Raw genomic sequence first — 23,853 nt, 5'->3', positions numbered from 1 at the left:
CGGGGATGAGGTCCGCGGGCGGGGTGGACGTGGACGGTAGCAGGAGAAACGTTTCTGACGGGGTCGGCATGATCCTGCTCGGGTCCTGCGCGGGGTGGTCGCTGATCACCGCGGCGGCTCACGACGGGCGCCCCGAGGGCGTGCTGCTCGCGGTGCTCGCCGTGGCCGCCGGCTATGCCTCGGGCCGGATCTCCGGGGCGCTGCTGCCGGTGGTGGCGCCCGGCGTCGGCGCCGTGGCCGGGCTCGCCCTCGCCGTGTCCGTCCCCGATCTCTCCCCCGGTCTGCGCTCCGCCGCGCCGCTCGGGCACGCCGGTGCCACCGGGGCCCTGCTGGGGCTGGCCACGGGTTCCGCGTGCTGCGCCGCGTGGGCGACGCCCGTGCCGGTGCTGCGGCTCGGGCTGCGGGTGCTCGCGGCCGGGATCACGCTGACGGGGGCCGTGGTCGGGTCGACGGCCGGGTGCGCAGCCAGTGCCGTCGTCCTGCTGTGCTCGCTCGCCGCGGGCTCGATGCCCCACCGGGGCGCCGGTGTCGCGGGCCTGGCCGTGGCCGCGGCCCTGGTGGCGGGGACCACCTGGGCGGTTGCCGCCGACGTCCTGCCCGGCGGTCTCGCCGATGCGCTCGGCGGCCGGTTCACCGTGCACCGCGTGCAGCTCTGGCACGACGCGCTGCGGCTCGCGGACCGGGACGCCGTCCTGGGTGCCGGTCCCGGACGCTTCGGCGAGCTGAGCCGCACCGCGTCGCAGGCGCTGCCGCCCGACGGCAGGCCGCACTCGGCCCCGCTCCAGCAGGCGGCCGAGCAGGGGCTCGTCGGGGTGCTCCTGCTCGCGGCAGCGTTCGGCTGGGTCCTCTACGCCCTGTGGCGCACCGCGCGCTCCACCCCGGTCGCCCTCTCGGCGGGCGCGGCGCTGACGGCGCTGGCCGCGCTCGCCTCGGTCGGCAACGCGCTGAGCTTCCCCACGGTGACGGCGGGGGCGGGACTTCTGGCGGGGTGGGCGACCGCGCGCCCGTGGGCGGGGGAGGGCGTGGAGCCCCAGGGGTGAGCCCTGCCTGAGGCGGGCGTGGGACCTGAGCGGTGATTCAGCTTGCTGGGCCCGGCGTGATCGTCCGCAGCCGGGCCCTGATGGCCCGTACCGCCGATTCGGCGTTGTCGACGGTGATCGTGAAGGTGTGGCCGTCCCACAGGCGCAGCACGATGCCCTCGCCGCGCCGGACGACGACCGCGGTGCCCTTCTCGGGACGCCACCGGTAGCCCCAGCCGCCCCAGTGACGCGGGGTGACGAGTGCCGTGAAGTCGGCGCCGGCGACCTGGGAGAGCGGGATGCGACGGCGCGGCACCCCGATGTGGCCGCAGCGCACTTCGAGGGACTCCTCGTCGAGCCTGAGGTCGACGTGCACGAAGGCGAGTGTGCCGAAGAGGACCAGCAGACCGGCCGCGATGCAACCCACGACGGACATCACCAGCGGGGCGATGCCCGAGGTCCAGGCCGAGTCCACGGCCAGCTCGATGCCGAGGGCCATGCAGGCCGCGCCGACCAGCGCCAGCAGCCACTGGACCCGGTTGGTGGCGCGTCCGGTCCAGACGCACGCAGCGTCCTTGGCATGGGGGTGGTCCCTCATGTTTACGAGGTTACTCACGTTTCCCTGCGCGGGTACCCGCTCGCACAGGGTGACTGCTCCGGGCGGCCCAGCGAGGTCGCCCGCCGGTTCACGCCCGGTCGGCCACCGGGCCGGCGGCGGTCAGCAGCCGTCCTTCGGCGTAGTGCAGCGCCGGCTCGGGCAGCTCGCCCTCCCGCCCGCTCAGCAGCACCGTCACGGTGCCGTCGGCAGGGGCGTCGGGGGCGGGCTGTTCGCCGATGCGGCGCAGGGCCTGGGCGGCGACCGCGCCGGCGGAGCCGTGCAGAACGAGCGGGGCGGCGCCGGGGCGCTGCACAGCGGTGCGGATACGTTCCGCCACCAGTTCGTAATGGGTGCAGCCCAGGACGACGGTCGTTACATCGTCCGGGGTCAGCTCGGCCGCCGCGGCGACCGCGGCCTCGATGGCCGCCTCGTCCGCGTGCTCGACGGCCTCGGCGAGGCCCCAGCAGGGGACTTCGGTGACCTTGACCCCGTCGGCGAATTCTTCGATGAGACCGCGCTGGTAGGGGCTGCCGGTGGTGGCGGGGGTCGCCCAGATCGCGACGGGTCCGCCGCCGGCCGCGGCCGGCTTGATGGCCGGGACCGTGCCGATCACCGGGATGCCGGGCTCCAGGCGGGCGCGCACGGCGGGCAGGGCGTGCACGGTGGCCGTGTTGCAGCCGATGATCAGGGCGTCGGGCCGACGGGCCGCGGCGGCCTCGGCGACGGCCAGGGCACGCGCGGTGAGGTCCTCGGAGGTGCGGGGCCCCCAGGGCATGCCGTCGGGGTCCAGGGAGAGGACGAGATCCGCGTCGGGCCGCAGGCGCCGTACCGCGACAGTGGCCGCCAGCAGGCCGATTCCGGAGTCCATGAGCGCGATCTTCACCCGGCAACGATAGACGATGGGCCCTTGCGAGCCCCTCCGGTGGGGCAGACTGCGCCCGTGAGCGCCCACACGTGGATGACCGTCGTATCGCTCGTCTCGCTCGCCGCCTGGTGCTGGCTGCTGCTGTGTCAGGGGTTCTTCTGGCGCACGGACGTACGGCTGCCGCCGCGCCGGGACCCGCAGGCGTGGCCGTCGGTCTGTGTGGTCGTCCCGGCCCGCGACGAAGCCGCCGTGCTCTCCGTGAGCCTGCCGTCGCTGCTGGCGCAGGACTATCCGGGGCGGGCGGAGGTCTTCCTGGTGGACGACGGGAGCACGGACGGCACCGGGAAGCTGGCCCGTGAGCTGTCCCGGCGGCACGGCGGGCTGCCGCTGACGGTGGACTCCCCCGGTGAGCCGCCCGCGGGCTGGACGGGCAAGCTGTGGGCGGTGCGGCACGGCATCGGCCTCGCACGCGCGCGTGAGCCCGAATATCTGCTCCTGACGGACGCGGACATCGCGCACGCGCCGGACAGCCTGCGCGAGCTGGTGGCCGCGGCCCGCAACGGTGGCTTCGACGTCGTGTCGCAGATGGCGCGACTGCGGGTGGAGAGCCTGTGGGAGCGGCTCGTCGTTCCCGCGTTCGTGTATTTCTTCGCGCAGCTGTATCCGTTCCGCCGGATCGGGCGGAAGGGCTCGCGCACGGCGGCAGCCGCGGGCGGCTGTGTGCTGCTGCGCGCGGACATGGCCGAGCGGGCGCGGATCCCGGACGCCATCCGGCACGCCGTCATCGACGACGTGGCGCTCGCGCGCGCGGTGAAGGGCGTCGGCGGGCACGTGTGGCTGGGGCTGGCCGACCGGGTGGACAGCGTGCGACCGTATCCGCGGCTGGGCGATCTGTGGCGGATGGTCTCGCGCAGCGCGTACGCCCAGCTGCGGCACAACCCCCTGCTGCTGCTCGGTACGGTCGCCGGGCTGGCGCTGGTCTACCTGGTGCCGCCCGCGGCCGTGGTGACGGGCGTGGTCACGGGCAGTACAGCGACGGCGGTCGTGGGCGCGGCTGCGTGGACGGTGATGACGGGGACGTACGTCCCGATGCTCCGTTACTACCGGCAGCCACTGTGGCTCGCACCGCTGCTGCCGTTCACCGCGTTCCTCTACCTCCTCATGACGGTCGACTCCGCCGTGCAGCACTACCGGGGGCGCGGGGCGGCCTGGAAGGGCCGTACGTACGCCCGTCCCGACGCCGTGCCCGACGAGAGCTGAGCCGGTCGAGAGCCGATCGGGCTACTTGCGTCCAGGTGTCCAGTTCATGCCCCACCCGTAGGCGCGGTCCATGGTCCGCTGCGGGCTCACCCCACGCTCGGGTACCAGGTAGCGCGCCTCGCGCTGGACGACGAGGTCGCCGCCCGTGTTGGTGATCAGGGCGAGCGCGCACACCGTGGAGGGGACCGTGCACTCGTCCAGCGAGAAGTCGATGGCGGCGCCGTGCTGGGGCTGGAGGGTGACGGTGGCGTGCAGGTCGGCGAAGGAGGCGGCACCTTCGTAGATGGTGACGAAGACCAGGATGCGCCGGAAGTCCTGTTTGTGGTCGAGGTTGATGGTGAGGTTCTCACCGCTCGTCACGGCGCCGGTACGGTCGTCGCCGTCGAGGTGGATGTACGGCGGCCGGTGCAGCGAACCGAACGCGTTGCCCAGGGCCTGGACGACTCCCTTGCGGCCGTCGGCGAGTTCGTACAGGGCGCACAGGTCGAGGTCGAGGTTCCCCTGCCCGGCGCCCCGGCGTCCGCCCCAGCCCGGGAGCTGTTTGCGCATCTGCCAGTTGAGGTTGACCCGCATGGCTCCGGACGTGCCGCCCTGCTTGGCGAGCGACACCGAGGGGGCCGCCTTGGTGAGGGTGACCTTGGAGAGGCGGACCGGCGGCGTGGACGGGGGTGGGGGCGGCAGCGGGACGGCCGTCGCGCCGGGAGGCGGAGGGGGCAGGTGAGCGGCCGGGGGCTGCATGGGCGCCGGAGGCGCCGCAGGCAGGACTGTCGGTACGGGCGGTACGGCAGGTAGCGCGGCGGACGGGACGGGCGGCGTGGCGGACGGGACGGGCGGCGTGGCGGGCGACACGGGCGACGGTGCCGCGTGCTGCGGCTCGTCCACGGTGATCCCGAAGTCGGTTGCCAGACCCTCGAGTCCGCTGCTGTAGCCCTGGCCCACGGCACGGAACTTCCAGCCGCCCTGACGGCGGTAGAACTCTCCGAGAACAAAAGCCGTCTCCACTGTGGCGCCCGGGCTGTCGAAGCGGGCGACCACCGTGCCGTCGGCCGCGTCGGTCACCTCGATGTACAGGCCGGGGACCTGGCCGAAGGTCCCGCCGTCGGCGGAGGCCGCGAGGACGACCCGCTCGATGGCTGCCTCCACGCGCGCGAGGTCCACGGAAAGGGTGTCGGTGACCCGGTCCCCCGCGGCCCGCTTGCCCTCGTGGCGCACCGCGCCGGAGAGGTGCGCGGGCTGGTTGTAGAAGACGAAGTCGCCGTCCGAGCGGACTTTTCCGGTGGCGAGCAGCAGCGCCGAGGCATCGGCGTCGGGCACGCCGGGTCCGGAGCGCCAGCCCAGTTCGACGCGCAGGGCCGTGCCCGGCACCGGCGTATTGGAGCCCTTCGGCATTGACATGTCCGCCCCCATCCTGTCAGCGCCGGGTACACCCGCGGCGGTCCCAGGCCATCTCTGCCCGCTCAACCTATTCCCGGGTACGACGAACTCCCATGAACGGCACAGGAAGATCGCCGGTCAACCGACGGTAACCCAACAGGAACTCGCCATTTACACGATCCAAACGTTGACCGGCGCCCCTTTTGGGAAAGTTCGCTCGTATTGGGGATCTCAAGGCACTGCCGACACGGAAAACAACCCTCTTATCGGTCTCCCCAACCAGCACATCGTGGGCTTAACTTATGTGCCATGACCTCCCCCCGCTCCACTTATGGTGGCGGCTACTACTCCGCCTCCTTCCCGGACACCCCCATCTACGACTCGCTCGTGGCCGAGCGGGGCACCCCCCAGATCGCCCCGATCCGGGTCCCCGCCGTCTACGACTCGGGCAGCAACCTGCCCGCGCTGCCGTCGGCGCTCCCCGCGCTCCCGGCGGCCCCGATGCCGCAGGCCCCGGCCTACGGCTACCCGCAGCAGGCGCAGCCCGCCCCGCTGCAGCAGGCGCCCACGGCGTACATCCCGCAGCAGGCGAGCGCGCCGCGCGGCTACCCCGGCCCACAGGCCCCGCAGCAGCGCCCGATGGCGGCGGGTCCGATGACGACGGGCACCGGGTACGAGGCCATGCGCCCCGCCGCGCCGCGCCCCGTGCAGCCCCAGTACCAGGACCCGTACAACAACCAGCAGTACCGCGGCTACTGACGGGGACCCCGGGCTGTCGGTGCCACCTGGCACGATGGCGGCATGGGGAACGCGAAACTGCAGTCGATCCATGTCCATCCGGTCAAGGCGTTCCGGGGCCTCGCGCTCCGGGAGGCCGTGGTGGAGCCCTGGGGCCTGGCCGGGGACCGGCGCTGGACGCTGATCGACAACGGGGGAATGGTCGTCACACAGCGCGAGCAGCCGCGTCTCGCGCTCGCCGCCGCCGAGCCACGGCCCGGCGGCGGCATCAGTCTGTCGGCGCCCGGTTGCCGGCCGCTGATCGTCCGGGAGCCGGCGCCCGGTCCGACGGTGCAGGTGAACATCTTCGGTACGAAGGTGGAGGCGGTGCCGGCCGCGGAGGCCGCCTCCGCGTGGTGCAGCGACTATCTGGGGGCGGAGGTCCGCCTGATCCACATGGACGATCCGGCCACCCGCCGCCCGGTCGATCCCCGCTACGCATTGCCCGGCGAGACGGTCAGTTTCGCCGACGGCTGCCCGTTGCACGTGACCACGCTCGCCTCGCTGGCCGCCCTGAACTCCCTGATAGCCGAGGGCAGGAACGCGGCCGAGGGCCCGCTGCCCATGAACCGTTTCCGGCCGAACCTGGTCATCGGGGGCACCGAGCCCTGGGCGGAGGACCACTGGTCACGCATCGCCGTCGGCGAGGTGGTCTTCCGGATCGCCAAGTCGACCGCGCGCTGCGTCGTGACCACCACCGACCAGGATTCCGCGGTACGCGGCCGGGAACCCCTGCGCACGCTCGCACGACACCGCAACATCAACCAGCGGCTGATCTTCGGGCAGAGCCTGGTGCCCGTGTCCCCCGGCACGGTCCGGGTCGGCGATCCGGTGCGGGTGCTCCAGTAGGGCTCGAGGACCGCACGGTGTCCTGACGGGAGGGGGCCGGAGCACGAGCACCGGCGCGATCACGCCGGCTTTCCGCGGCCACGCCCGCATTCCGCAACTCGATGGGCGAACGGGGAACCAGGGGCCGGGACCCGGTCGTTGGGACGTGTGAGAAATTCGTGAGGGTCCCGGTCGGACGCGTAGTCGCCCTCTCCTGGACCGGGCTGGGGGCGATTGACCGCGCCGGGGGTTGTGACGGTGCGGAAGGGGGTGGGGTACGTGCGGGCACTGACGGGACTGTGGCGCTGGCGGCACAATCCGCTGCGCCGTGCGACGGATGTGGCCGAGGCGTGGGTGGCCCTCGTAGCACTGGTGCTGATCACCGTGGCCGCGCCGGTGATCGGCAGTCTGGTCGGCGCCGCGGCGCAGGACTCTCTGCAGCGGTCCGCTCGGGAGCAGCAGCACTCCCGCCACCTCGTCACGGCCACCGTGGTGCGTGACCTGGGGGAAGCCCCGCCGGAGACCGATCCCGACACCTCCGCGGTGCACGCGTCCCGGCGCCGCGTCGTCGCCGACTGGACGGCACCGGACGGCACCCGGTGGCACGGCCGGGCCCTGACCCACCTCAAGTTCCCGCAACACGGCGACCATTTCAGACTGTGGACGGACGGGCACGGCCGAATAACGACCCGCCCGCTGGACTCCGCGACGGCGACGGCACACGCGGTGCTCGCCGGCCTCGGCGCGGCTCTGATCACCGCGGGCCTGGTCGAGGGCGGGCGGCGCGTGACCGTGTGGCGCATGGTCCGCCGCCGGTACGCGCGTTGGGACCAGGCCTGGGACCGAGCGGGTCCGGACTGGGGCAAGGCAGGCACCGGCAGCTGACCGCCTTCCGGCTCTGGTCAACCCATGCCTCGCGCGCACGCTACGGTGGACCGGCCGAAGCGCTTTCGGTGACGGCCCACGGGCGATGAGCCGCAGGGGCCTGCCGGTTTCGTGGGCGCGATGGAGCCATCAGTACGACGAGGTGGGGGCACAGCAACGCCATGGCACAGGGCACGGTCCAGGTGACGCATAGCGGTACCTCGCGGTGGCGGCGCCGCACGGGTGAGTACGCATCGCTCGCCGCCGCCCTGGAGGCCGCCACCGACGGCGACGTCCTCACCATCGCCCCCGGCACCTACCGGGAGAACCTGGTGATCCAGCGCGCGGTGACGCTGCGCGCTCCCGAGGGCGCGCCGGGCTCGGTGCGGATCGCTCCCGTGGACGGGGTGCCGCTGACCCTGCGCGCCTCGGCCGTGGTGCACGACCTGCACGTCGAGGGCCAGGACGCGGCAGCGCCCGCCCTGCTGGTCGAGGAGGGCGCGCCCGAGCTGACGGGCCTGCGGATCGTCACCCGGTCCGCCACGGGCATCGAGGTGCGCGGCGGGGCCCGGCCGACCGTGCGGCGCTGCAGCGTGGACAACCCGGCCGGCATCGGCATCGCCGTGCTCGACGGCGGTGGCGGGGTGTTCGAGGAGTGCGAGGTCGTCGCCGCCGGGCAGGCGGGCGTGGCGGTGCGCGGCGGCGCCCACCCGCGCCTGGAGCGCTGCCGGGTGCACCACGCCTCCGGCACCGGCGTGTCCGTGACCGGCGAGAACTCCGCGCTGGAGGCGGTGGGTTGCGAGGTGTACGAGGTCCGGGGCGCCGGTGTGCAGGTGACCCAGCGGGCCAGCGCGCACCTGACGGACTGTGATGTGCACCGCACCGCGGCCGACGGGGTCACGCTGGACACGGACGCGGTGCTCACGCTCGCCGACTGCCGGATCCACGACATCCCGGAGAACGCGGTCGACCTGCGCTCGCGTTCGGTGCTCACGCTGACCCGCACGACGGTCCGTCAGTTCGGCCGCAACGGCCTGTCGGTGTGGGACCCGGGCACCCGGGTGGACGCCAACCAGTGCGAGATCTTCGACAGCACCGGCGACTACCCGGCGGTGTGGGTGAGCGACGGTGCCACCGCGGTCCTCGACTCCTGCCGGGTGCACGACGTGCCGGACGCGCTGTTCGTGCTGGACCGCGGCTCGCGCGCGGACGTCGTGGACAGCGACCTGTCGCAGGTGCGCAACACGGCGGTGTCGGTGAGCGACGGGGCGACCGCGCAGCTCGACGACTGCCGCATCCGGGAGGCGGCCACGGGCGCCTGGTTCCGCGACCACGGCAGTGGGGGCACGCTCAGCAACTGCACCCTGGACGGCACCCAGACCGGCGTGATCGTCACCAAGGGCGCCGACCCGACCATCGAGCGCTGCACGGTCGAGTCCCCCTTGGAGGCCGGTTTCTACGTGTCCGCCGGCGGCCGGGGCAGTTTCCTGGGCTGCCGGGTCAGCGGCAGCGACGGCTACGGCTTCCATGTGATCGACGGCTGCCGGGCGACCCTGCGCAAGTGCCGTACGGAGCGGTGCGCGCGCGGTGGTTACGAGTTCGCCGACGCGGGGCCGGACGCGGGTTCCGGGACGGGACCGGTGGTGGAGGACTGCACCAGCGACGAGAGCGGCGGGTTCAAGCCGCCCGCGGTGCACGAGACGGCCGTACAGACGACGTCCCAGTCCCCCGGGCTGCTAGGCGCGATTCCCGGGCAGCGCACCACCGAGCAGGAGCCGCTCGTCTCCGCGGCGGAGCCGGAGAAGCCGGCCCGGACGTCGAAGGCCGTGCTCGGTGAACTCGACGCGCTGGTCGGCCTGGAGAGCGTCAAGCGCGAGGTGCGGGCTCTGACCGACATGATCGAGGTGGGCCGGCGCCGGCAGCAGGCGGGCCTGAAGGCGGCCTCGGTCAAGCGGCACCTGGTCTTCACCGGCTCCCCCGGCACGGGCAAGACGACGGTCGCCCGGCTCTACGGCGAGATCCTCGCCTCCCTCGGGGTGCTGGAGAAGGGCCACCTCGTCGAGGTGTCACGGGTCGACCTGGTCGGCGAGCACATCGGCTCCACGGCGATCCGTACTCAGGAGGCGTTCGAACGGGCGCGCGGCGGTGTGCTGTTCATCGACGAGGCGTACGCGCTGTCCCCGGAGGACGCCGGGCGGGACTTCGGCAAGGAGGCCATCGACACGCTGGTGAAGCTGATGGAGGACCACCGGGACGCGGTGGTGGTGATCGTCGCCGGGTACACGGCGGAGATGGAACGCTTCCTGTCCATCAACCCCGGCGTGGCCTCCCGCTTCTCACGGACGATCACCTTCGGCGACTACGGCCCCGAGGAACTGCTCAGGATCGTGGAGCAGCAGGCCGACGAGCACGAGTACCGGCTGGCGCCGGGCGCGTCCGAGGGACTGCTGAAGTACTTCACGGCGATCCCGAAGGGCCCGGCGTTCGGCAACGGCCGGACCGCGCGTCAGACCTTCGAGGCGATGGTGGAGCGGCACGCGAGCCGGGTCGCCCAGGTGGACGACCCGACCACGGACGACCTGACCCTCCTGTTCGCGGAGGACCTGCCGGAGCTGCCCTGACCGCCGGTACGCCGAGCAGCGGGCGCGGTGGCCTCATCCGGAGATGCCTTACCCGGAGGTGCCCTACCCGGAGCCGACTTGGCCCGCTCGCTCCGGTTCCGGGCGCTGTTCCGGCAGTTCCGGGTGCAGGCGGGCCAGCAGGCGTGCGCGTTCGCGGGCGAAGACCGGGTCCGCCGGGTAGTCGGAGTGGCCGAGGATCGGGGCCGGGAGCGGGTGTTCGGGCGTGCGGCCGTAGGCCAGGGGGTCCCGCAGGGGCTCGTGGTCCACGTCGGGGCCGGTGGTGTCGCGCACCCGGACCGGGCCGCCGATCGGGTCGGTGAGCCGGTAGAGGTTGCGCCAGCAGGCGACGTCGCGGTGCAGGGCGGCCAGCGCGGGCGGCCCGAAGTGGGCCGGGAACCAGCGGCCGTACAGGCGCTCCAGCGGGGAGCCGTAGGTCAGCAGGGCGACGCGCCCGCGGGTCTCGGGCGGCAGCTGCCAGGCGGCAGCGGCGGCCAGGACGCTGCCCTGGGAGTGCCCGGACAGGACCAGGCGGCCTCCGGTGCGCCGGGTCCAGGTCGCCATCCGCCAGGTCAGGTCCGGTACCGCGCGCTCGGCGTAGCAGGGCGGCGCGAAGGGGTGGGCGGCGCGCGGCCAGAAGGTGCCGACGTCCCAGAGGATGCCGATGGTGCGCCGGGCGGAGGCGTCCTTGTAGGCGCGGCGGCCCCAGGTGACGAACGTCAGGAAGCCGAGCCCGATCAGCCAGGAGCCGAGTGCCTGTGAGGTCTCGGCCGCGGCCTGGACGGCGTCGTACGCGCGGCGCGTCGCCCCGTCGGGGGTCTTTCCGGTGGCCGCGGCCCCGGCCAGCGCTGCGGCGCCCAGGACCAGGGTGGTGACACAGAGGACGGCAACGATGAGAGGCGTTCGGTCCGTGAGGCCGGCCATCGCACGGACGTGGGCGATGGCGCGGCTGCGGGCGTGGTCCTCGGGCTCGCCGGGGTGCTCGTGGTGCAACCGCGCGCCTTCGGCGCGGCTGAGCCGGGCGGTGTGTACGGCGAGTCCGGCGGCCAGGACCAGCAGGACCGCGAGCAACGGTGGGAGCGCGGACGCCTGCCAGGTCAGCAGCACCGGCGGCCCGGCGAGGGAGGCGCGGGTGCCGTCCAGCCAGTCGGCGACGCGCTGGGCCACCCCGCCGCACATCACTCCGCCGAGCGCGCAGCCGAGCAGGGCGACCGCGGGTCCGCCGAGGCCGCGCATCCCGGTGCGCGGGTCGGGGCGGCGGCGGTACAGGTCGTGGGCGACGGCGGCCAGAGCGAGGACGAGCAGCCCCTGGGCCAGCATCAGGCCGCCGAAGGCCGGGTCCGAGGGCAGGCGCCCGGCGGACCGCCAGCCGGGCCGGGGCCAGCAGGCGTACAGCAGCGTGAGCAGCAGCAGAGCGAGCCCGGCGAGCGGCAGACCCCGTACGAGGTGCCGGTCCAGCGTGTGGTCGAGGTGCTCCTCGCTGCGGCCCCGGCTGCAGACCGCGCCCACGACGGCGACCGCGCCGCCGCACAGGGCCGCGGTCAGTAGCCAGCTCAGGACGTTCAGGGCCGCGGGGCCGCCGGGGCGGTGGTCGAAGCGGGCCGCCGGTGTCGCGACGGCGGCGGCGACGGTCAGCAGGCCCGCGGCGGTGTGCGCGGCGCGCAGCCGGGCCACGAGGCGGCGCCCGTACCAGAAACCGGGCCGGGCCAGGGCGCTGCTGTCGGTCTGCGGTTCAGGCTCATGGGTCGGTTCAGGCTCGCGGGTCGGTTCGGGTTCGCGGGTCGGTTCGGGTTCGCGGGTCATCGGCCGGTGGGACTCGTAGTCGCTCCAGGTGCGGTGCGACAGGTACCAGAGCAGGCCGGTGAGCGCGGCCGGGGCCAGCGCGGCGAGGGCGAGCCGGCGGCCGGGCGCGGTCCACCAGCCGCCGGACGTGCCGGGCGAGAGGAAGCCCAGCCAGGAGTGGCGGCGGGAGCAGGCGCGCACGCCCGCGCACTGCCAGGCCACCAGGTCCACGGCGACCTCGCAGACGGCGGCCACCAGCAGCACGGTCAGGGTGAGCGCGGCCAGGCGCACCAGGAGGCCGTACAGCCGGACGGTACGTTGCCGGCCCGGCGCGGCCGGGCGCATCCAGTGCGCGAGGTTGACCACCATGAACGGCAGCAGCAACAGCCACAGCGCGCGGCCGCCGTCACCGGAGGTGAGGTTGCACCAGACGTACGCCTCCTGCACCGGCTCGCTCCGAGGCCGGTCCCCCGCTTCGGCGCCGACGTCCGCGGCGCGCCGGAAGACGGCGGCCGTGTCGTCGCCGGTGATCCGGACGGTGCGCGGATCGTCGAGCATCTTCTCGGGCGTGGTGCCGCCGACCCCGTGGACCAGGAGTTCCAGGTCGGTCTCCGGTTCCCCCGGCCGGGCGGCGGCGCTGTCCGAATCCTTTGCGGCGGCGCTGTCCGCGTGCTCCAAGACGGTTCGTTCCTGTGCACGTTCCACTGTTCTCGCACTTCCCCCGTGACGCGGCCTGCGGCCTGTGTGCGTGCCCACAAGGATGGCGTGTGACGGACCGCTGTGCACCTCTCGTCACGGAATCTCCCCGATCCGTGTGACAGCGGGCTGGGAACCTGTCATCGGGTCGGCATGTGCGCATCGTCACGGATGGTGGCGCAACCGGTACCGACCCGTGAAAGGATGGGACGCCGACGCACCGTGGGCGGATGGAAGAACCTGGTCGGCGCAGGTGCGCCGGACATGTCGGACGGTTGACGGCGAAAGGACCGGAGCGTACGTGAGCGAGAATCAGAACCTCCTCGCGGAGCAGCGCCGCGCCCTGATCCTGGACGAGGTCCGGCGCCGCGGCGGCGTCCGGGTCAACGAACTGACCCGCAAGCTCGGCGTGTCGGACATGACCGTGCGCCGTGATCTGGACGCGCTGGCCCGCCAGGGCATGCTGGAGAAGGTGCACGGCGGCGCGGTGCCGGTGGTCGAGGCGAGCACCCACGAGCCGGGCTTCGAGGCCAAGTCGGGTCTGGAGCCGACGGCCAAGGAGGACATCGCGCGCGCCGCCGCCCAGCTGGTCACGCCGGGTACGGCGATCGCCCTGTCCGGCGGTACGACGACGTACGCGCTCGCGCACCACCTGCTGGAGGTGCCGGATCTGACCGTGGTGACGAACTCGGTGCGGGTCGCGGACGTCTTCCACGCGGCGCAGCGCTCCTCGGGGCAGCGGCCGGGCGCGGCCACGGTCGTGCTGACCGGCGGGGTGCGCACCCCGTCCGACTCGCTGGTGGGGCCGGTGGCCGACCAGACGATCGCCGCGCTCCACTTCGACCTGCTCTTCCTCGGGGTGCACGGGATATCGGTCGAGGCCGGCCTCTCCACACCGAACCTCGCGGAGGCCGAGACCAACCGGCGGCTGGTGCACTCGGCGCGCCGGGTCGTGGTGGTGGCGGACCACACCAAGTGGGGCACGGTGGGCCTCAGTTCGTTCGCCGCGCTGGAGCAGGTGGACACGCTGGTGACCGACGCGGGGCTGCCCGCCGAGGCGCGGGCGGAGATCTCCGAGCACCTGCGGCAGCTGGTGGTGGTGGGCGAGACCGAGGACGACGAGGACATCTGACGACACGTCAGCTAGGCTCTGGCGGTACGGTACGTCAACTCGACGACTACACGAGGGGGTTCTTCTCGATGGCTCGTCGACTGCGCGCGGTCGGGACCGACTTCGTCCGGGCCGCACCCGTGCGGCTCGTGTTCACCCGGGACATCGCCGCCAGCCCGGGCGCCGTCTTCCACGCCCTCGCCGAGGATGTCGGTGGCTGGCCGGAGTGGTTCTCGGCGGTGTCCTCGGCCCGGCCCACCGAGGGCGGTCGCGAGGTCAGGCTGCGCGGTGGCACCCGCTTCGAGGAGACGGTGCTGGTCGCGAAGGCGCCCGAGGTGTACACGTACCGCGTCGATGTGACCAACGCGCCGGGAGCCCGCGCCTGGGTCGAGGAGTGGCAGCTGGCTCCGGCGGGCACCGGGACGCGCGTGCGGATGACCTTCGCGCTCGACGGTACGGCTCCGTTCCGCCTGGTGTGCCGCCTCGCCCGGCCGGGCGTCGGCCGCGCCTTCCGCCAGGCCGTCGGCGCGCTGGACCGACGGCTGCGCGACTAGGCCGAGGAGAGGACGACGCGCGGGGCGCGTCAGTTCGGCCACACCCCGGTCTCGAGCAGGGACTCGATCGCCTCCGCGTACGGCGTGATGTCCAGGCCCTGCTCCGCGAGCCAGGCGTCCGAGTAGTACTTGTCGAGGTACCGGTCGCCCGGGTCGCAGAGCAGGGTGACCACGCTGCCTCTGCGGCCCGCGGCGACCATCTCGGAGACGATCTTCAGCGCGCTCCACAGGCCGGTGCCGGTGGATCCGCCCGCCTTGCGGCCGATGGCACGCTCCAGGGCGCGTACGGCGGCGACACTGGCCGCGTCCGGCACCTTCATCATGCGGTCGATCGCGCCGGGCACGAAGCTCGGTTCCATGCGCGGCCGGCCGATGCCCTCGATGCGGGAGGCGCAGTCGCAGGTGACGTCCGGGTCGCCGGTGGTCCAGCCCTCGAAGAAGCAGGAGTGCTCCGGGTCGGCGACGCAGATACGGGTGTCGTACTGCATGTAGTGGACGTAGCGGGCGAGGGTCGCCGAGGTGCCGCCGGTGCCGGCCGTGGCGACGATCCACGCGGGCTCCGGGAACCGCTCCAACTCCAGCTGGCGGAAGATGGATTCGGCGATGTTGTTGTTGCCGCGCCAGTCGGTGGCCCGCTCGGCGTAGGTGAACTGGTCCATGTAGTGGCCGCCGGTCTCCGCCGCGAGGCGGGCGGACTCCTCGTACATCTTCCGGGAGTCGTCCACGAAGTGGCACTGTCCGCCGTGGAACTCGATCAGGCGGCACTTCTCGGCGCTGGTCGTGCGGGGCATGACCGCGATGAAGGGCACGCCGATCAGCTTGGCGAAGTACGCCTCGGAGACGGCCGTCGAACCGCTGGACGCCTCGATCACCGGGCGGTCCGGGCGGATCCAGCCGTTGCAGAGGCCGTAGAGGAAGAGCGAGCGGGCGAGCCGGTGCTTGAGGCTGCCGGTGGGGTGCGTGGACTCGTCCTTCAGGTAGAGGTCGATGCCCCACCGTTCGGGCAGCGGGAAGCGCAGCAGGTGCGTGTCCGCGGAGCGGTTGGCGTCCGCCTGCACCTTGCGGACGGCGTCTTTCAGCCAGTCGCGGTAGGCGGCATCGCTGCGGTCGACATCGAGGGTGGCGCCGGTCCGGGACTTCTGGATCGTACTCACGGCGGGGCTCCTTACGCTGGGCGCCGACGACGCCTCGCGCAGCCGACACCTCGATGATAGGCACCTTCCACACCGCATCCCACCTGCATAAACGCATCTTTGAGCCTCCCAAAGACGGGCTGTTGCCCGCATGTGCCAAGCGCACGGGTCGCACGGCGCGATCGCTCCGGGCGCCGGGCGCACGCACTCCGTGCGCACTGGTGCTCCCGGCCACACGCGGGCAGACTGCAAGGCATGGGACGCTCGTCCCGGACGGGGGCGCTCACGGGGATCACGCGCAAGGGGGCGGCGAGAAATGGCGGAGCCGGAGTTCACGGCCAAGGGCGTGCGGATCGGGAAACGGCTGCGCTCGCTCACCCGGGCCGGGCAGGTCCGGATCAGCGACGGCAGGCTGGAGTTGCTGACCAGCTACGGCAGCGAGATCGACAGCGCGCCGGTGCAGGCGGTACGCGCCTCCAAGCCCTGGTACGCGCCGGAGGACCGGGCGTTGGCCGATCTCAACGGCAAGCGTTACCTGCTGACAATGGGTGACCAGGACCCCGCTCCGGGAAAGCCCGGCCCGCCCGCGGCACGGAGCTTCATCGAGGCGGTACGTCGGGCCGCCCGGCGCGGCGGCTGAGGGTCACAGCAGTCGAGCCGAGAGTCGCAGCAGCTGAACCTAGGGGCGCGGCGGCCAGGTGGCGCGGCCCTTTCGGGGGCGCCGGTCGCGGCGAGTTGCGGGAGTGCATCCGCTGCGTCACGCTGGTCCTACGTCACTCTGGGTTTACCGGCGATAACGCTGCGAACCAGCCCGCCGGCCACGACAGCAGGCGGCCGGCTGGACGCGGGCACCCTGCTGGATCCGTTGTTCTCCGTGTTCCTCCGGTCCCTCCGGACCTCACATCGGGGAGTCGCAGCCGTGATCAGTCACCCAAGCAGGCACTGCACGGTGGAGCTCCAAGCCCTGCCGTCGCGGATCGGCCAGGTCCGCAGAATCGTATCTGCGCAGTTGCGCTACTGGCATCTGGAACCCTTGATAGACCGGGCCGCGCTCGGTGTGACCGAGCTGCTCAGCAACGTCCACCGGCACGCCCGACCCGACAAGTCGTGCACCGTCGAGCTGGAGCTGCTGCCGGACCGGCTCACCGTGTCGGTGCGCGACAACGATCCGCGGCTGCCGGTGGTGGCCGAGGTCGAGGACGTGGCCGAGGCCACGGATGCGGCCGACGTCGCCCCACTGGCCACCTGCGGGCGGGGCCTGGCGATGGTGGCCGCGCTGAGCGAGAGCTGGGGCGCGCGCCCGGACGGCGACAGCGGGAAGGTCGTGTGGTTCACGCTGCCCGCCTCGACACCGGTGCGCCCGCACCCGGCACGGACACCGCGCCGCACGCCGGAGCAGCCGTCCACGCCGCACTTCGTGGACGTCCAGCCGGCGCCGGCCCCCGTCACGGCCACCGCACCGGCCCGCGCCGTCGTCCACGCCTCCGTCACGGCCCCCGCCCCGGCCGTGGTCCCCGCGGAGGCCACACCGACTCCCGCCCGGTCGGCCGTCCCCGGCTGACCGGGCGGTGAGCCTCCACCGGCAGGCGGACGGCCTGCCGGACGGCGTCCTCCCGCGTTCCTCACTCCATGGCGATCGCGCGCAGGACGTCCAGGCGGGCTGCCCGGCGCGCCGGGCGCAGGCCCGCGAGGGCGCCGGCCGCCAGGCCCACCAGGGCCACGACCACGAGCCGTGCGGGCGGCAGGGCGAAGGCGAACGCGGTGTCGCTCGCGCCGTCGGAGGCCTTCACCAGCACCCAGCCGAGGAAGGCGCCGAGGCCGAGCCCGCCCGCCGTGCCGAAGGCGGCGACCAGGACCGACTCCCAGCGGACCATGGCCCGCAGTTGGGCACGGGTCTGACCGACGGCCCGCAGCAGCCCCAGCTCCCGGGTCCGCTCGTGGATCGCCAAGGTCAGCGTGTTGGCGATGCCGAGCAGGGCGATGACGACCGCGAGGACGAGCAGCGCGTAGACGAGCGTCAGCATCATGTCGAGGCCGGCGGCCGAGGACTGCGCGTACTCGTGGCGGGTCTGCACCTCGGGTTCGCCGAACCGCGCGGCGACCTGTTTCACCGCCGCCTTGCCCGCGTCGGTGCTCACGCCGTGTTTGAAGGTGACGGCGACGAGCGTGTCGGAGTCCTGGGTGCGGTGCGGCGCCCAGGCGGCGCGGGTGATGACGTACTCACCGGCGAGTTCGGACCGGCCGTAGACCGCTCGTACGGTGAAGTTCTGCGTCCTGCCGTCGGTGAACGTGAGCCGGGCAATGCCTCCGGTGTGCAGGTGCTGCCGCTCGGCCTCCGCGTGCGTGACGGCGATGCCGTCGGCGCCGAGGTCGCGCAGGGAGCCGGTGACCGTGCCGAGGTCGAAGGTGCGGCCGAGCGCGGCCGGGTCGGTGACCGTCAACGCCCTCCCCTTTCCGTCGACTTCGGCGACCCCACGGCCGAGTCCGACGGCGGTGTCCACCTCGGGCAGCCGCTGCAGGGCCGGGGCGAGCCGTGGGCTGAGCCCGCTGCCGCCCGCACCGAAGGACGGGGTGCTGACGGCCACGTCGCCCGCGAAGGACCGCGACACCGTCTGGTCCATCGTGGCCTTCAGCGAGGCGCCGAACACGGTGAACAGCGAGACGACGGCCACGCCGATCATCAGGGCGCTCGCGGTGGCGGCGGTCCGCTTGGGGCTGCGCAGGGCGTTGCGCCGGGCGAGGCCGCCGGTGACGCCGCGCAGCCGGTCGAGCGGGTCGCCGAGCAGCCGTACGGCCGCGGTGGCGGCGACCGGGCCGAGGATCACGAAGGACACCAGGGCGAGCAGTGCGCCAAGTCCGGCCAGCCATACGGACGGTGAGACGAGGACGCCGGTGAGGGCCGTCGCCATCGCCAGTGCGACGAGGACCGTACCGGCGATCGAGCGGAGCCGGGACGCACCCGAGCCGTCGACGGCCGTCTCACGCAGCGCGGCCAGCGGGGCGGTACGTCCCGCGCGTACGGCGGGCAGCAGCGCGGAGCCGAGGCAGACCACGATGCCGACGGCGAGCGGCAGCGCCATGGACAACGTCTTGATCACCAAGTCGCCGTCGGGGAAGGGGAATCCGATCGCCGGGAACAGTGCCTGGAGCCCGGCGGCGATGCCGATGCCGCCCGCGAGTCCGGCCAGGGAGGCCGTGACGGCGACACCGGCCGCTTCGGCGAGGGCGGCGGCGGTGACCTGCCGGCGGGAGGCCCCGAGGGCGCGCAACAGGGCGTTCTCCCGGGTGCGCTGGGCGACCACGATCGCGAACGTGTTGTGGATGGAGAAGGTCGCGACGAGCAGCGCGACACCGGAGAACACGAGCAGGAAGGTCGTGAAGATGGTCAGGAACTGGCTGGAGACCATGTCGGTGTTCTCCTGCGCGGATTGCTGACCGGTGATCGCCTCGACCCCCTTGGGGAGCACCGGAGTCAGCCGCCGGACCAGCTCCCGCTGACTCACTCCGGGCTCGGCCCGTACCTGGACGCTCACGGCCTGGCCGGGCCGCGCGGTGAGGTACTTCTCGGCGTCGGCGCGGGTCATGCCGGTGAACGTCACCTGGGCCATGCCGTCCTGGCCGCCGAAGGTGGCGAGCCCGACGATCGTCACCTTCACCGGATCCGGGGTGCGCAGCGTGGTGGTGTCGCCGATCTTCAGGCCGCCCTTCTTCGCCGCTCCCCGATTCACCACGACCTCACCGGACCGGGCGGGGATGCGGCCCTCGGCGAGCCGGTACGGGTTGAGCTTCGGGTCGGTGATCCAGTTCCCGGCGAGGGTGGGCGGTCCCTGGCCGCCGACGGGTTTGCCGTCGGAGCCGACGAGTTGACCGGCGCCCTGGATGTTCGGGGCCGCGGCGGCCACACCGGGCACCTTCTCGACGGTCTTCACCAGCCCGACGTCGACGGGGCTGCGTACGCCCTGGGCCTCGCCGGGCGTGGTGATGGCGTCGGCGCCCCGTACGACCGCGTCGGTACCGCTCGCGGCCTCGCCAAACATGGAGTCGAAGCTCGCGCGCAGCGTGTCGCCCATGACGAGCGTGCCGGCGAGGAAGGCGACGCCGAGGAACACGGCGAAGAACGTGCCGGCGAAGCGACGCCGGTGCGTGCGCAAGGAGTTGAGGCTGAGCCGCAGCGAGGCGTTCACGACCGCACCTCCAAGGCCTTCATGCGGTCCAGGACCTTGTCGGCGGTCGGGGACGCCATCCGGTCGACCAGGCGCCCGTCGGCGAGGAAGACCACCTCGTCGGCGTGGGCGGCGGCCACCGGGTCGTGGGTGACCATGACGACCGTACGGTCCATCTGCCGTACGGCCCGCCCGAGGAGTCCGAGGACCTCCCCGCCGGAGCGGGAGTCGAGGTTGCCGGTCGGCTCGTCGGCGAAGACGACGTCCGGGCGGCCTGCGAACGCCCGTGCCACCGCTACGCGTTGCTGCTGTCCACCGGAGAGCTCGGAGGGCCGGTGGTGCAGTCGCTCGCGCAGTCCGACGACGTCCACGAGCGCGTCGATCCACTCCTGGTCGCCCCGCCTTCCGGCGAGGTCCAGGGGCAAAGTGATGTTCTCCGCGACGGTCAGCGTCGGCACCAGGTTGAAGGCCTGGAAGACGAAGCCGACCCGGTCGCGGCGCAGCAGGGTGAGCCGGCGGTCGTCCAGCGCGCCCAGCTCGGTGTCGCCGATGTACGCGGCGCCCGAGGTGAGCGTGTCGAGGCCGGCCGCGCAGTGCATCAGGGTGGACTTGCCGGAGCCCGAGGGGCCCATGATCGCGGTGAAGCGTCCGGCGGGGAAGTCGACGTCCACGCCGTCCAGGGCGCGTACGGCGGTGTCGCCACCGCCGTACACCTTGACCGCGCCGGTCACGCGGGCGGCCGTACGCAGTGCGGTCGTGGTCGTGGTCGTGGATGCGCTCATGCCGCACCGCCCTTGACCCCACGGCCGAACTGCTCCTCCAGGACGGAGAGCCGACGCCAGTACTCGTCCTCGTCGATCTCACCGGCGGCGAAGCGGCGGCCGAGCACCGCGAGCGGCGAGTCGCCGGCCGGGCGTCCGCCCTCGACCGGCCGCCAGGGTCCGCCGCGTCCGCGCCAGACGGTACGGCGCAGGAAGGTGACGGCGCCGATCACGACAACCGCCCAGATCAGCGGGAAGAACAGGATCCACGGGCCGGGTCCGCCGTCCCAGTTCGCCAGAGTCTGCATGTCGGTTCATCTCCGTCGTCGCAGGGGTGGGTCTTCGGGTGATGTCCCGAGACTCCCTCCGGGAGGGCCTCCGGGTCGTCGTGCGGCCGGCGGCAGTGGGGGTACTTCCCGGGGAGTACGTACGGGGCTCACGGCTGCTCCCGGCAGGGGTGGCGTACGGAAAGGGCCGGCGTACGGAAAGGGCCGGCGTATGGAAAGGGCTGGCGGACTGTAACTACTAGTATGTACAGTGATCGCATGAGCACCTCGGAACGACTGATCGAGTCCACGCGCGAACTGCTGTGGGAGCGCGGTTACGTGGGCACGAGCCCCAAGGCGATCCTGGAACGCGCCGGGGCCGGTCAGGGCAGCATGTACCACCACTTCAAGGGCAAGCCGGAGCTCGCCCTGGCCGCGATCCGGCGCACCGCCGAGGAGCTGCGGGCCACCGCCGAGAGGCTCCTCGACGGGCCGGGCACGCCGTACGAGCGCATCGAGGCGTATCTGCTGCGCGAGCGTGACGTGCTGCGCGGCTGCCCGGTCGGCCGGCTGACCATGGACCCGGACGTGATCGCGAGCGACGAGCTGCGCGCGCCGGTCGACGAGACGATCGCCGCCATCCGGGCACGGATCGCCGAGCTCGTCGAAGAGGGCAAGCGTGAGGGGCAGTTCGCTCCCGGGCTGGACGGCGAGGAGATCGCCGCGGCCGTCCTCGCGACCGTGCAGGGCGGTTATGTGCTGGCCCGTGCGTCCGGCTCCCCCGCCGCGTTCGACGCGGGCGTCCGCGGCCTGCTCTCCCTCCTCGCACCCCAGGCTTCCTGAACCGCCCCAACTCCCCGTCCTTCCGAACTCCCTGACAGGAGCAGTGACTTCGTGCACATCACCCGACGGCGGCCCGACACCTTGCAGGGTCCGGCGGAGAACTTCACCGGCACGGTCTGGCTGGACGAGATAGCCGCCCCCGCCGCCCCGTCCCGGCTGCGCATGTTCAACGTCCACTTCGCGCCGGGCGCCCACACCGCCTGGCACCGGCACCCGCACGGCCAGGTGCTGCACGTGCTGGAGGGCGAGGGGCTGGTCCAGCGCAAGGACGGGGACGTGGAGGAGATCCGCGCGGGCGACACCGTGTGGATCGAGCCCGACGAATGGCACTGGCACGGGGCGGCGCCCCGCACCTTCATGACCCACCTCGCGGTCGTGGAGGCCGCCGAGGACGGCACCACCACCGAGTGGGACGCGCACGTGAACGACTACCCCGCCTGAGACCTGAGACCTGAGACCCGAGACACAGACAGGAATCGCGACATGCACGCCATGCAGTACGAGTTCACCTTGCCCGCCGACTACGACATGGGCACCATCCGCTCCCGCGTCGCCCGCGTCGCGCATCTGCTGGACGACTGGGACGGCCTCGGCATCAAGACGTACATCCTGCGCGAGCGCGGGTTTCACGGCTCGCCGGTGAACCAGTACGGGCCGTTCTACCTCTGGAACACCATGGAGGGCATGAACAGCTTCCTCTGGGGAGGCACCTTCCAGGGGCCCGTCAACGACTTCGGACGGCCGGAGATACGGCAGTGGACGGGGCTGGCGTTCGAGGAGGGCACCGCCGCCGGGTCCTCCGCCGCCTTTGCCGTGCGACGGCGTCAACCGGTCCCGGAAGGCGTCGAGTTGGCCGCGTTCATGGCGGACGCGGTGGCCGAGACCGGGCGGCTGGCCGCGGAGGACGGTGCGGTGCTGGCGGCGTCCGTCGTGGACACGCGCGCTTGGGAGCTGGTCCACTTCTCGCTCTGGGAGCGCTGGGAGCACGGGGAAGACGGGATTCCCAAGGCCGAGGGCGACGTCTTCGAGGTGCTGCACCTGTCGGCGCCGGAACGCGGTGAGCTGCCGCGCGGGCGGCAGTGGTGAGAACCGTCCGTACGGTCCTCGGTGACCTGCCCCCCGAGGAGCTGGGCGTGTGCGACGCGCACGACCATCTCTTCTTGCGCAGCCCGCGGCTGCCGGGGCAGGAGCTGAACGACCTCCGTGCCGCGCGGGCCGAGCTGGCCGCGTTCCGGGCGGCGGGCGGAGCGGCCGTCGTGCAGTGGACCCCGTACGGCATGGGGCGGCGGGCGGTGGACCTGCCGGGGCTGTCCCGGGCAGGCGGAGTGCACGTGGTCTGCGCGACGGGCCTGCACCAAGCCGCCCAGTACAGCGAGGAGTTGCTCGCGGGACTGCGCGGCCGGCTCGCCGACGTCTTCGTCTCTGAGCTGACCGAGGGCATCGGCACGACGGGCGTGCGCGCCGGGTTGATCAAGGTGGCGGGCGGCTTCCACGCCCTCGACGCGCACGCCCGCTGGACCATGACCGCGGCGGCCGAGGCGCACCACGCCACCGGTGCGGCCATCGCCGTCCACCTGGAGCTGGGCACCGGTGCGCTGGACGTGCTCGACCTGCTGTGCGGCGAGTTGGGCGTGCCCGGCGAGCGGGTGGTCCTGGGACACCTGAACCGCTCTCCCGACCCCGTGGTGCACCGTCAGGCCGCCGCGTCCGGCTGCTGGCTGGCCTTCGACGGGCCGTCCCGCGCCCATCACACCACCGACTGGCAGATGCCCGAAGCCGTACGCGCCCTCGCGGAGGCGGGGTTCGGGGACCGGCTGCTGCTGGGCGGGGACACGGTGGTCGCGGGCGCCCGCTCGGTCGACGGCGGCCCCGGAATGCCGTACCTGCTGCGCCGGGTACGGCCCCGGCTGGAGGAGGCGGTGGGCCGTGACCTGGTGCACCGCATCCTCACGGAGCATCCGGCGCGGGCGTTCGGGGCCGACTGGCGGTGACCGCCTGTTCCCGGCGGGGGCTGTGGCGGTGGCCCGATCGTACGGAACTCTGTCCTCGGGACGGCTGGCCGCCCCGGCCGCCGTCCGGAGGATGGAGACGGAGATGGAGATGGAGGGAGCCGACAGACCCTCCCGAACCGAGGAGACGAGCACACATGGCCCTGGAGATGCGCGACCGCTGCGAGCGCTGTGAAACCGCCGAGCTGCCGGCCGACGGTCCGGCCCGCATCTGCTCGTACGAGTGCACCTTCTGCGTCGCCTGCGGCGCGGCCATGGAGCAGATCTGCCCGAACTGCGGCGGCGAACTGGCCGCCCGGCCCCGCCGCGTGGCCCGCGCCGCCTAGGAGGCC

General features: G+C 73.1%; 23 protein-coding genes. 15 read left to right on the top strand and 8 right to left on the bottom strand.

Features of this window, described 5'->3' with window-relative positions:
* The first annotated feature begins 68 nt into the window (after positions 1-68).
* A complete protein-coding gene (locus ACWD3E_RS20110; RefSeq protein WP_451388905.1) occupies positions 69-1,040 on the top strand; it encodes an O-antigen ligase family protein in 972 nt (323 codons plus the stop codon).
* Between the two features lie 37 nt (positions 1,041-1,077).
* Here ACWD3E_RS20110 and ACWD3E_RS20105 read toward each other — a convergent pair whose 3' ends face one another.
* Complete coding sequence (locus ACWD3E_RS20105; RefSeq protein ID WP_451388904.1) at positions 1,078-1,617, bottom strand: hypothetical protein; 540 nt, start codon at positions 1,615-1,617, stop codon at positions 1,078-1,080.
* 88 nt (positions 1,618-1,705) lie between these two features.
* Positions 1,706-2,500: a glutamate racemase gene (locus ACWD3E_RS20100; RefSeq protein WP_451388903.1), complete on the bottom strand. Its 795-nt coding sequence runs from the start codon at positions 2,498-2,500 to the stop codon at positions 1,706-1,708.
* Positions 2,501-2,575: 75 nt separating this feature from the next.
* On the opposite strand from ACWD3E_RS20100, the gene ACWD3E_RS20095 reads away from it, so the two are divergent.
* The gene (locus tag ACWD3E_RS20095; protein WP_451388993.1) at positions 2,576-3,742 is read left to right on the top strand and encodes a glycosyltransferase; all 1,167 of its coding nucleotides are present in this window, start codon (positions 2,576-2,578) and stop codon (positions 3,740-3,742) included.
* Between the two features lie 21 nt (positions 3,743-3,763).
* On the opposite strand, the gene ACWD3E_RS20090 is transcribed toward ACWD3E_RS20095, so the two are convergent.
* Positions 3,764-5,131, bottom strand: a complete 1,368-nt coding sequence (locus ACWD3E_RS20090; RefSeq protein ID WP_451388992.1) for a TerD family protein — start codon at positions 5,129-5,131, stop codon at positions 3,764-3,766.
* Between the two features lie 294 nt (positions 5,132-5,425).
* Here ACWD3E_RS20090 and ACWD3E_RS20085 point away from each other — a divergent pair, with 294 nt between their 5' ends.
* The 4 genes from ACWD3E_RS20085 (at position 5,426) to ACWD3E_RS20070 (ending at position 10,206) form a co-directional block, all read left to right on the top strand.
* Positions 5,426-5,875 carry a DUF6643 family protein gene (locus ACWD3E_RS20085; protein ID WP_451388902.1) on the top strand — a complete coding sequence of 150 codons (450 nt, stop codon included), beginning with the start codon at positions 5,426-5,428 and terminating at the stop codon, positions 5,873-5,875.
* Positions 5,876-5,917: 42 nt separating this feature from the next.
* Positions 5,918-6,742 (top strand): MOSC domain-containing protein, encoded by an 825-nt coding sequence (locus ACWD3E_RS20080; RefSeq protein ID WP_451388901.1) that lies wholly within the window; start codon positions 5,918-5,920, stop codon positions 6,740-6,742.
* A 258-nt stretch (positions 6,743-7,000) separates the two neighbouring features.
* Positions 7,001-7,606 carry an Rv1733c family protein gene (locus tag ACWD3E_RS20075; RefSeq protein ID WP_451388900.1) on the top strand — a complete coding sequence of 202 codons (606 nt, stop codon included), beginning with the start codon at positions 7,001-7,003 and terminating at the stop codon, positions 7,604-7,606.
* Positions 7,607-7,767: 161 nt separating this feature from the next.
* Positions 7,768-10,206: a right-handed parallel beta-helix repeat-containing protein gene (locus ACWD3E_RS20070; RefSeq protein WP_451388899.1), complete on the top strand. Its 2,439-nt coding sequence runs from the start codon at positions 7,768-7,770 to the stop codon at positions 10,204-10,206.
* A 63-nt stretch (positions 10,207-10,269) separates the two neighbouring features.
* Here ACWD3E_RS20070 and ACWD3E_RS20065 read toward each other — a convergent pair whose 3' ends face one another.
* Complete coding sequence (locus ACWD3E_RS20065) at positions 10,270-12,663, bottom strand: hypothetical protein (protein WP_451388898.1); 2,394 nt, start codon at positions 12,661-12,663, stop codon at positions 10,270-10,272.
* A 319-nt stretch (positions 12,664-12,982) separates the two neighbouring features.
* Between ACWD3E_RS20065 and ACWD3E_RS20060 the strand changes: the two genes are divergently transcribed.
* On the top strand, positions 12,983-13,813 hold the full coding sequence (locus tag ACWD3E_RS20060) for a DeoR/GlpR family DNA-binding transcription regulator (RefSeq protein WP_451388897.1): 831 nt from the start codon (positions 12,983-12,985) through the stop codon (positions 13,811-13,813).
* Between the two features lie 68 nt (positions 13,814-13,881).
* Complete coding sequence (locus ACWD3E_RS20055) at positions 13,882-14,346, top strand: SRPBCC family protein (RefSeq protein WP_451388896.1); 465 nt, start codon at positions 13,882-13,884, stop codon at positions 14,344-14,346.
* Between the two features lie 29 nt (positions 14,347-14,375).
* Here ACWD3E_RS20055 and ACWD3E_RS20050 read toward each other — a convergent pair whose 3' ends face one another.
* Positions 14,376-15,500: a PLP-dependent cysteine synthase family protein gene (locus tag ACWD3E_RS20050; RefSeq protein WP_451388895.1), complete on the bottom strand. Its 1,125-nt coding sequence runs from the start codon at positions 15,498-15,500 to the stop codon at positions 14,376-14,378.
* A 295-nt stretch (positions 15,501-15,795) separates the two neighbouring features.
* Here ACWD3E_RS20050 and ACWD3E_RS20045 point away from each other — a divergent pair, with 295 nt between their 5' ends.
* Positions 15,796-16,119, top strand: coding sequence for a hypothetical protein (locus ACWD3E_RS20045; RefSeq protein WP_451388894.1), 324 nt, complete (start codon positions 15,796-15,798; stop codon positions 16,117-16,119).
* Positions 16,120-16,398: 279 nt separating this feature from the next.
* Positions 16,399-17,040 (top strand): ATP-binding protein, encoded by a 642-nt coding sequence (locus ACWD3E_RS20040; RefSeq protein ID WP_451388893.1) that lies wholly within the window; start codon positions 16,399-16,401, stop codon positions 17,038-17,040.
* A 61-nt stretch (positions 17,041-17,101) separates the two neighbouring features.
* Here ACWD3E_RS20040 and ACWD3E_RS20035 read toward each other — a convergent pair whose 3' ends face one another.
* Genes ACWD3E_RS20035 through ACWD3E_RS20025 form a run of 3 tightly spaced genes read right to left on the bottom strand, consistent with a single transcriptional unit; the run spans position 17,102 to position 20,711 of the window.
* Positions 17,102-19,663, bottom strand: a complete 2,562-nt coding sequence (locus ACWD3E_RS20035; RefSeq protein WP_451388892.1) for an ABC transporter permease — start codon at positions 19,661-19,663, stop codon at positions 17,102-17,104.
* Positions 19,660-20,424 carry an ABC transporter ATP-binding protein gene (locus tag ACWD3E_RS20030; RefSeq protein WP_451388891.1) on the bottom strand — a complete coding sequence of 255 codons (765 nt, stop codon included), beginning with the start codon at positions 20,422-20,424 and terminating at the stop codon, positions 19,660-19,662. Before ACWD3E_RS20030 ends, ACWD3E_RS20035 begins: the two co-directional genes overlap by 4 nt.
* A complete protein-coding gene (locus ACWD3E_RS20025) occupies positions 20,421-20,711 on the bottom strand; it encodes an SHOCT domain-containing protein (protein ID WP_451388890.1) in 291 nt (96 codons plus the stop codon). Before ACWD3E_RS20025 ends, ACWD3E_RS20030 begins: the two co-directional genes overlap by 4 nt.
* Before the next feature lie 237 nt (positions 20,712-20,948).
* Here ACWD3E_RS20025 and ACWD3E_RS20020 point away from each other — a divergent pair, with 237 nt between their 5' ends.
* The 5 genes from ACWD3E_RS20020 to ACWD3E_RS20000 all read left to right on the top strand — a co-directional run bounded on the left by ACWD3E_RS20020 (position 20,949) and on the right by ACWD3E_RS20000 (position 23,847).
* On the top strand, positions 20,949-21,512 hold the full coding sequence (locus ACWD3E_RS20020; RefSeq protein WP_451388889.1) for a TetR/AcrR family transcriptional regulator: 564 nt from the start codon (positions 20,949-20,951) through the stop codon (positions 21,510-21,512).
* Between the two features lie 51 nt (positions 21,513-21,563).
* Positions 21,564-21,953, top strand: a complete 390-nt coding sequence (locus ACWD3E_RS20015; RefSeq protein ID WP_451388888.1) for a (R)-mandelonitrile lyase — start codon at positions 21,564-21,566, stop codon at positions 21,951-21,953.
* 42 nt (positions 21,954-21,995) lie between these two features.
* Positions 21,996-22,598: a DUF4865 family protein gene (locus ACWD3E_RS20010; protein ID WP_451388887.1), complete on the top strand. Its 603-nt coding sequence runs from the start codon at positions 21,996-21,998 to the stop codon at positions 22,596-22,598.
* Positions 22,595-23,503, top strand: a complete 909-nt coding sequence (locus ACWD3E_RS20005) for a phosphotriesterase family protein (RefSeq protein ID WP_451388886.1) — start codon at positions 22,595-22,597, stop codon at positions 23,501-23,503. Before ACWD3E_RS20010 ends, ACWD3E_RS20005 begins: the two co-directional genes overlap by 4 nt.
* Before the next feature lie 155 nt (positions 23,504-23,658).
* Positions 23,659-23,847 carry a DUF1272 domain-containing protein gene (locus tag ACWD3E_RS20000; protein WP_451388885.1) on the top strand — a complete coding sequence of 63 codons (189 nt, stop codon included), beginning with the start codon at positions 23,659-23,661 and terminating at the stop codon, positions 23,845-23,847.
* Positions 23,848-23,853 lie beyond the last annotated feature (6 nt).

The sequence above is a fragment of the Streptomyces sp. NPDC002676 genome (assembly GCF_053592455.1).
This window is presented reverse-complemented; position numbering and strand designations above follow the sequence as displayed.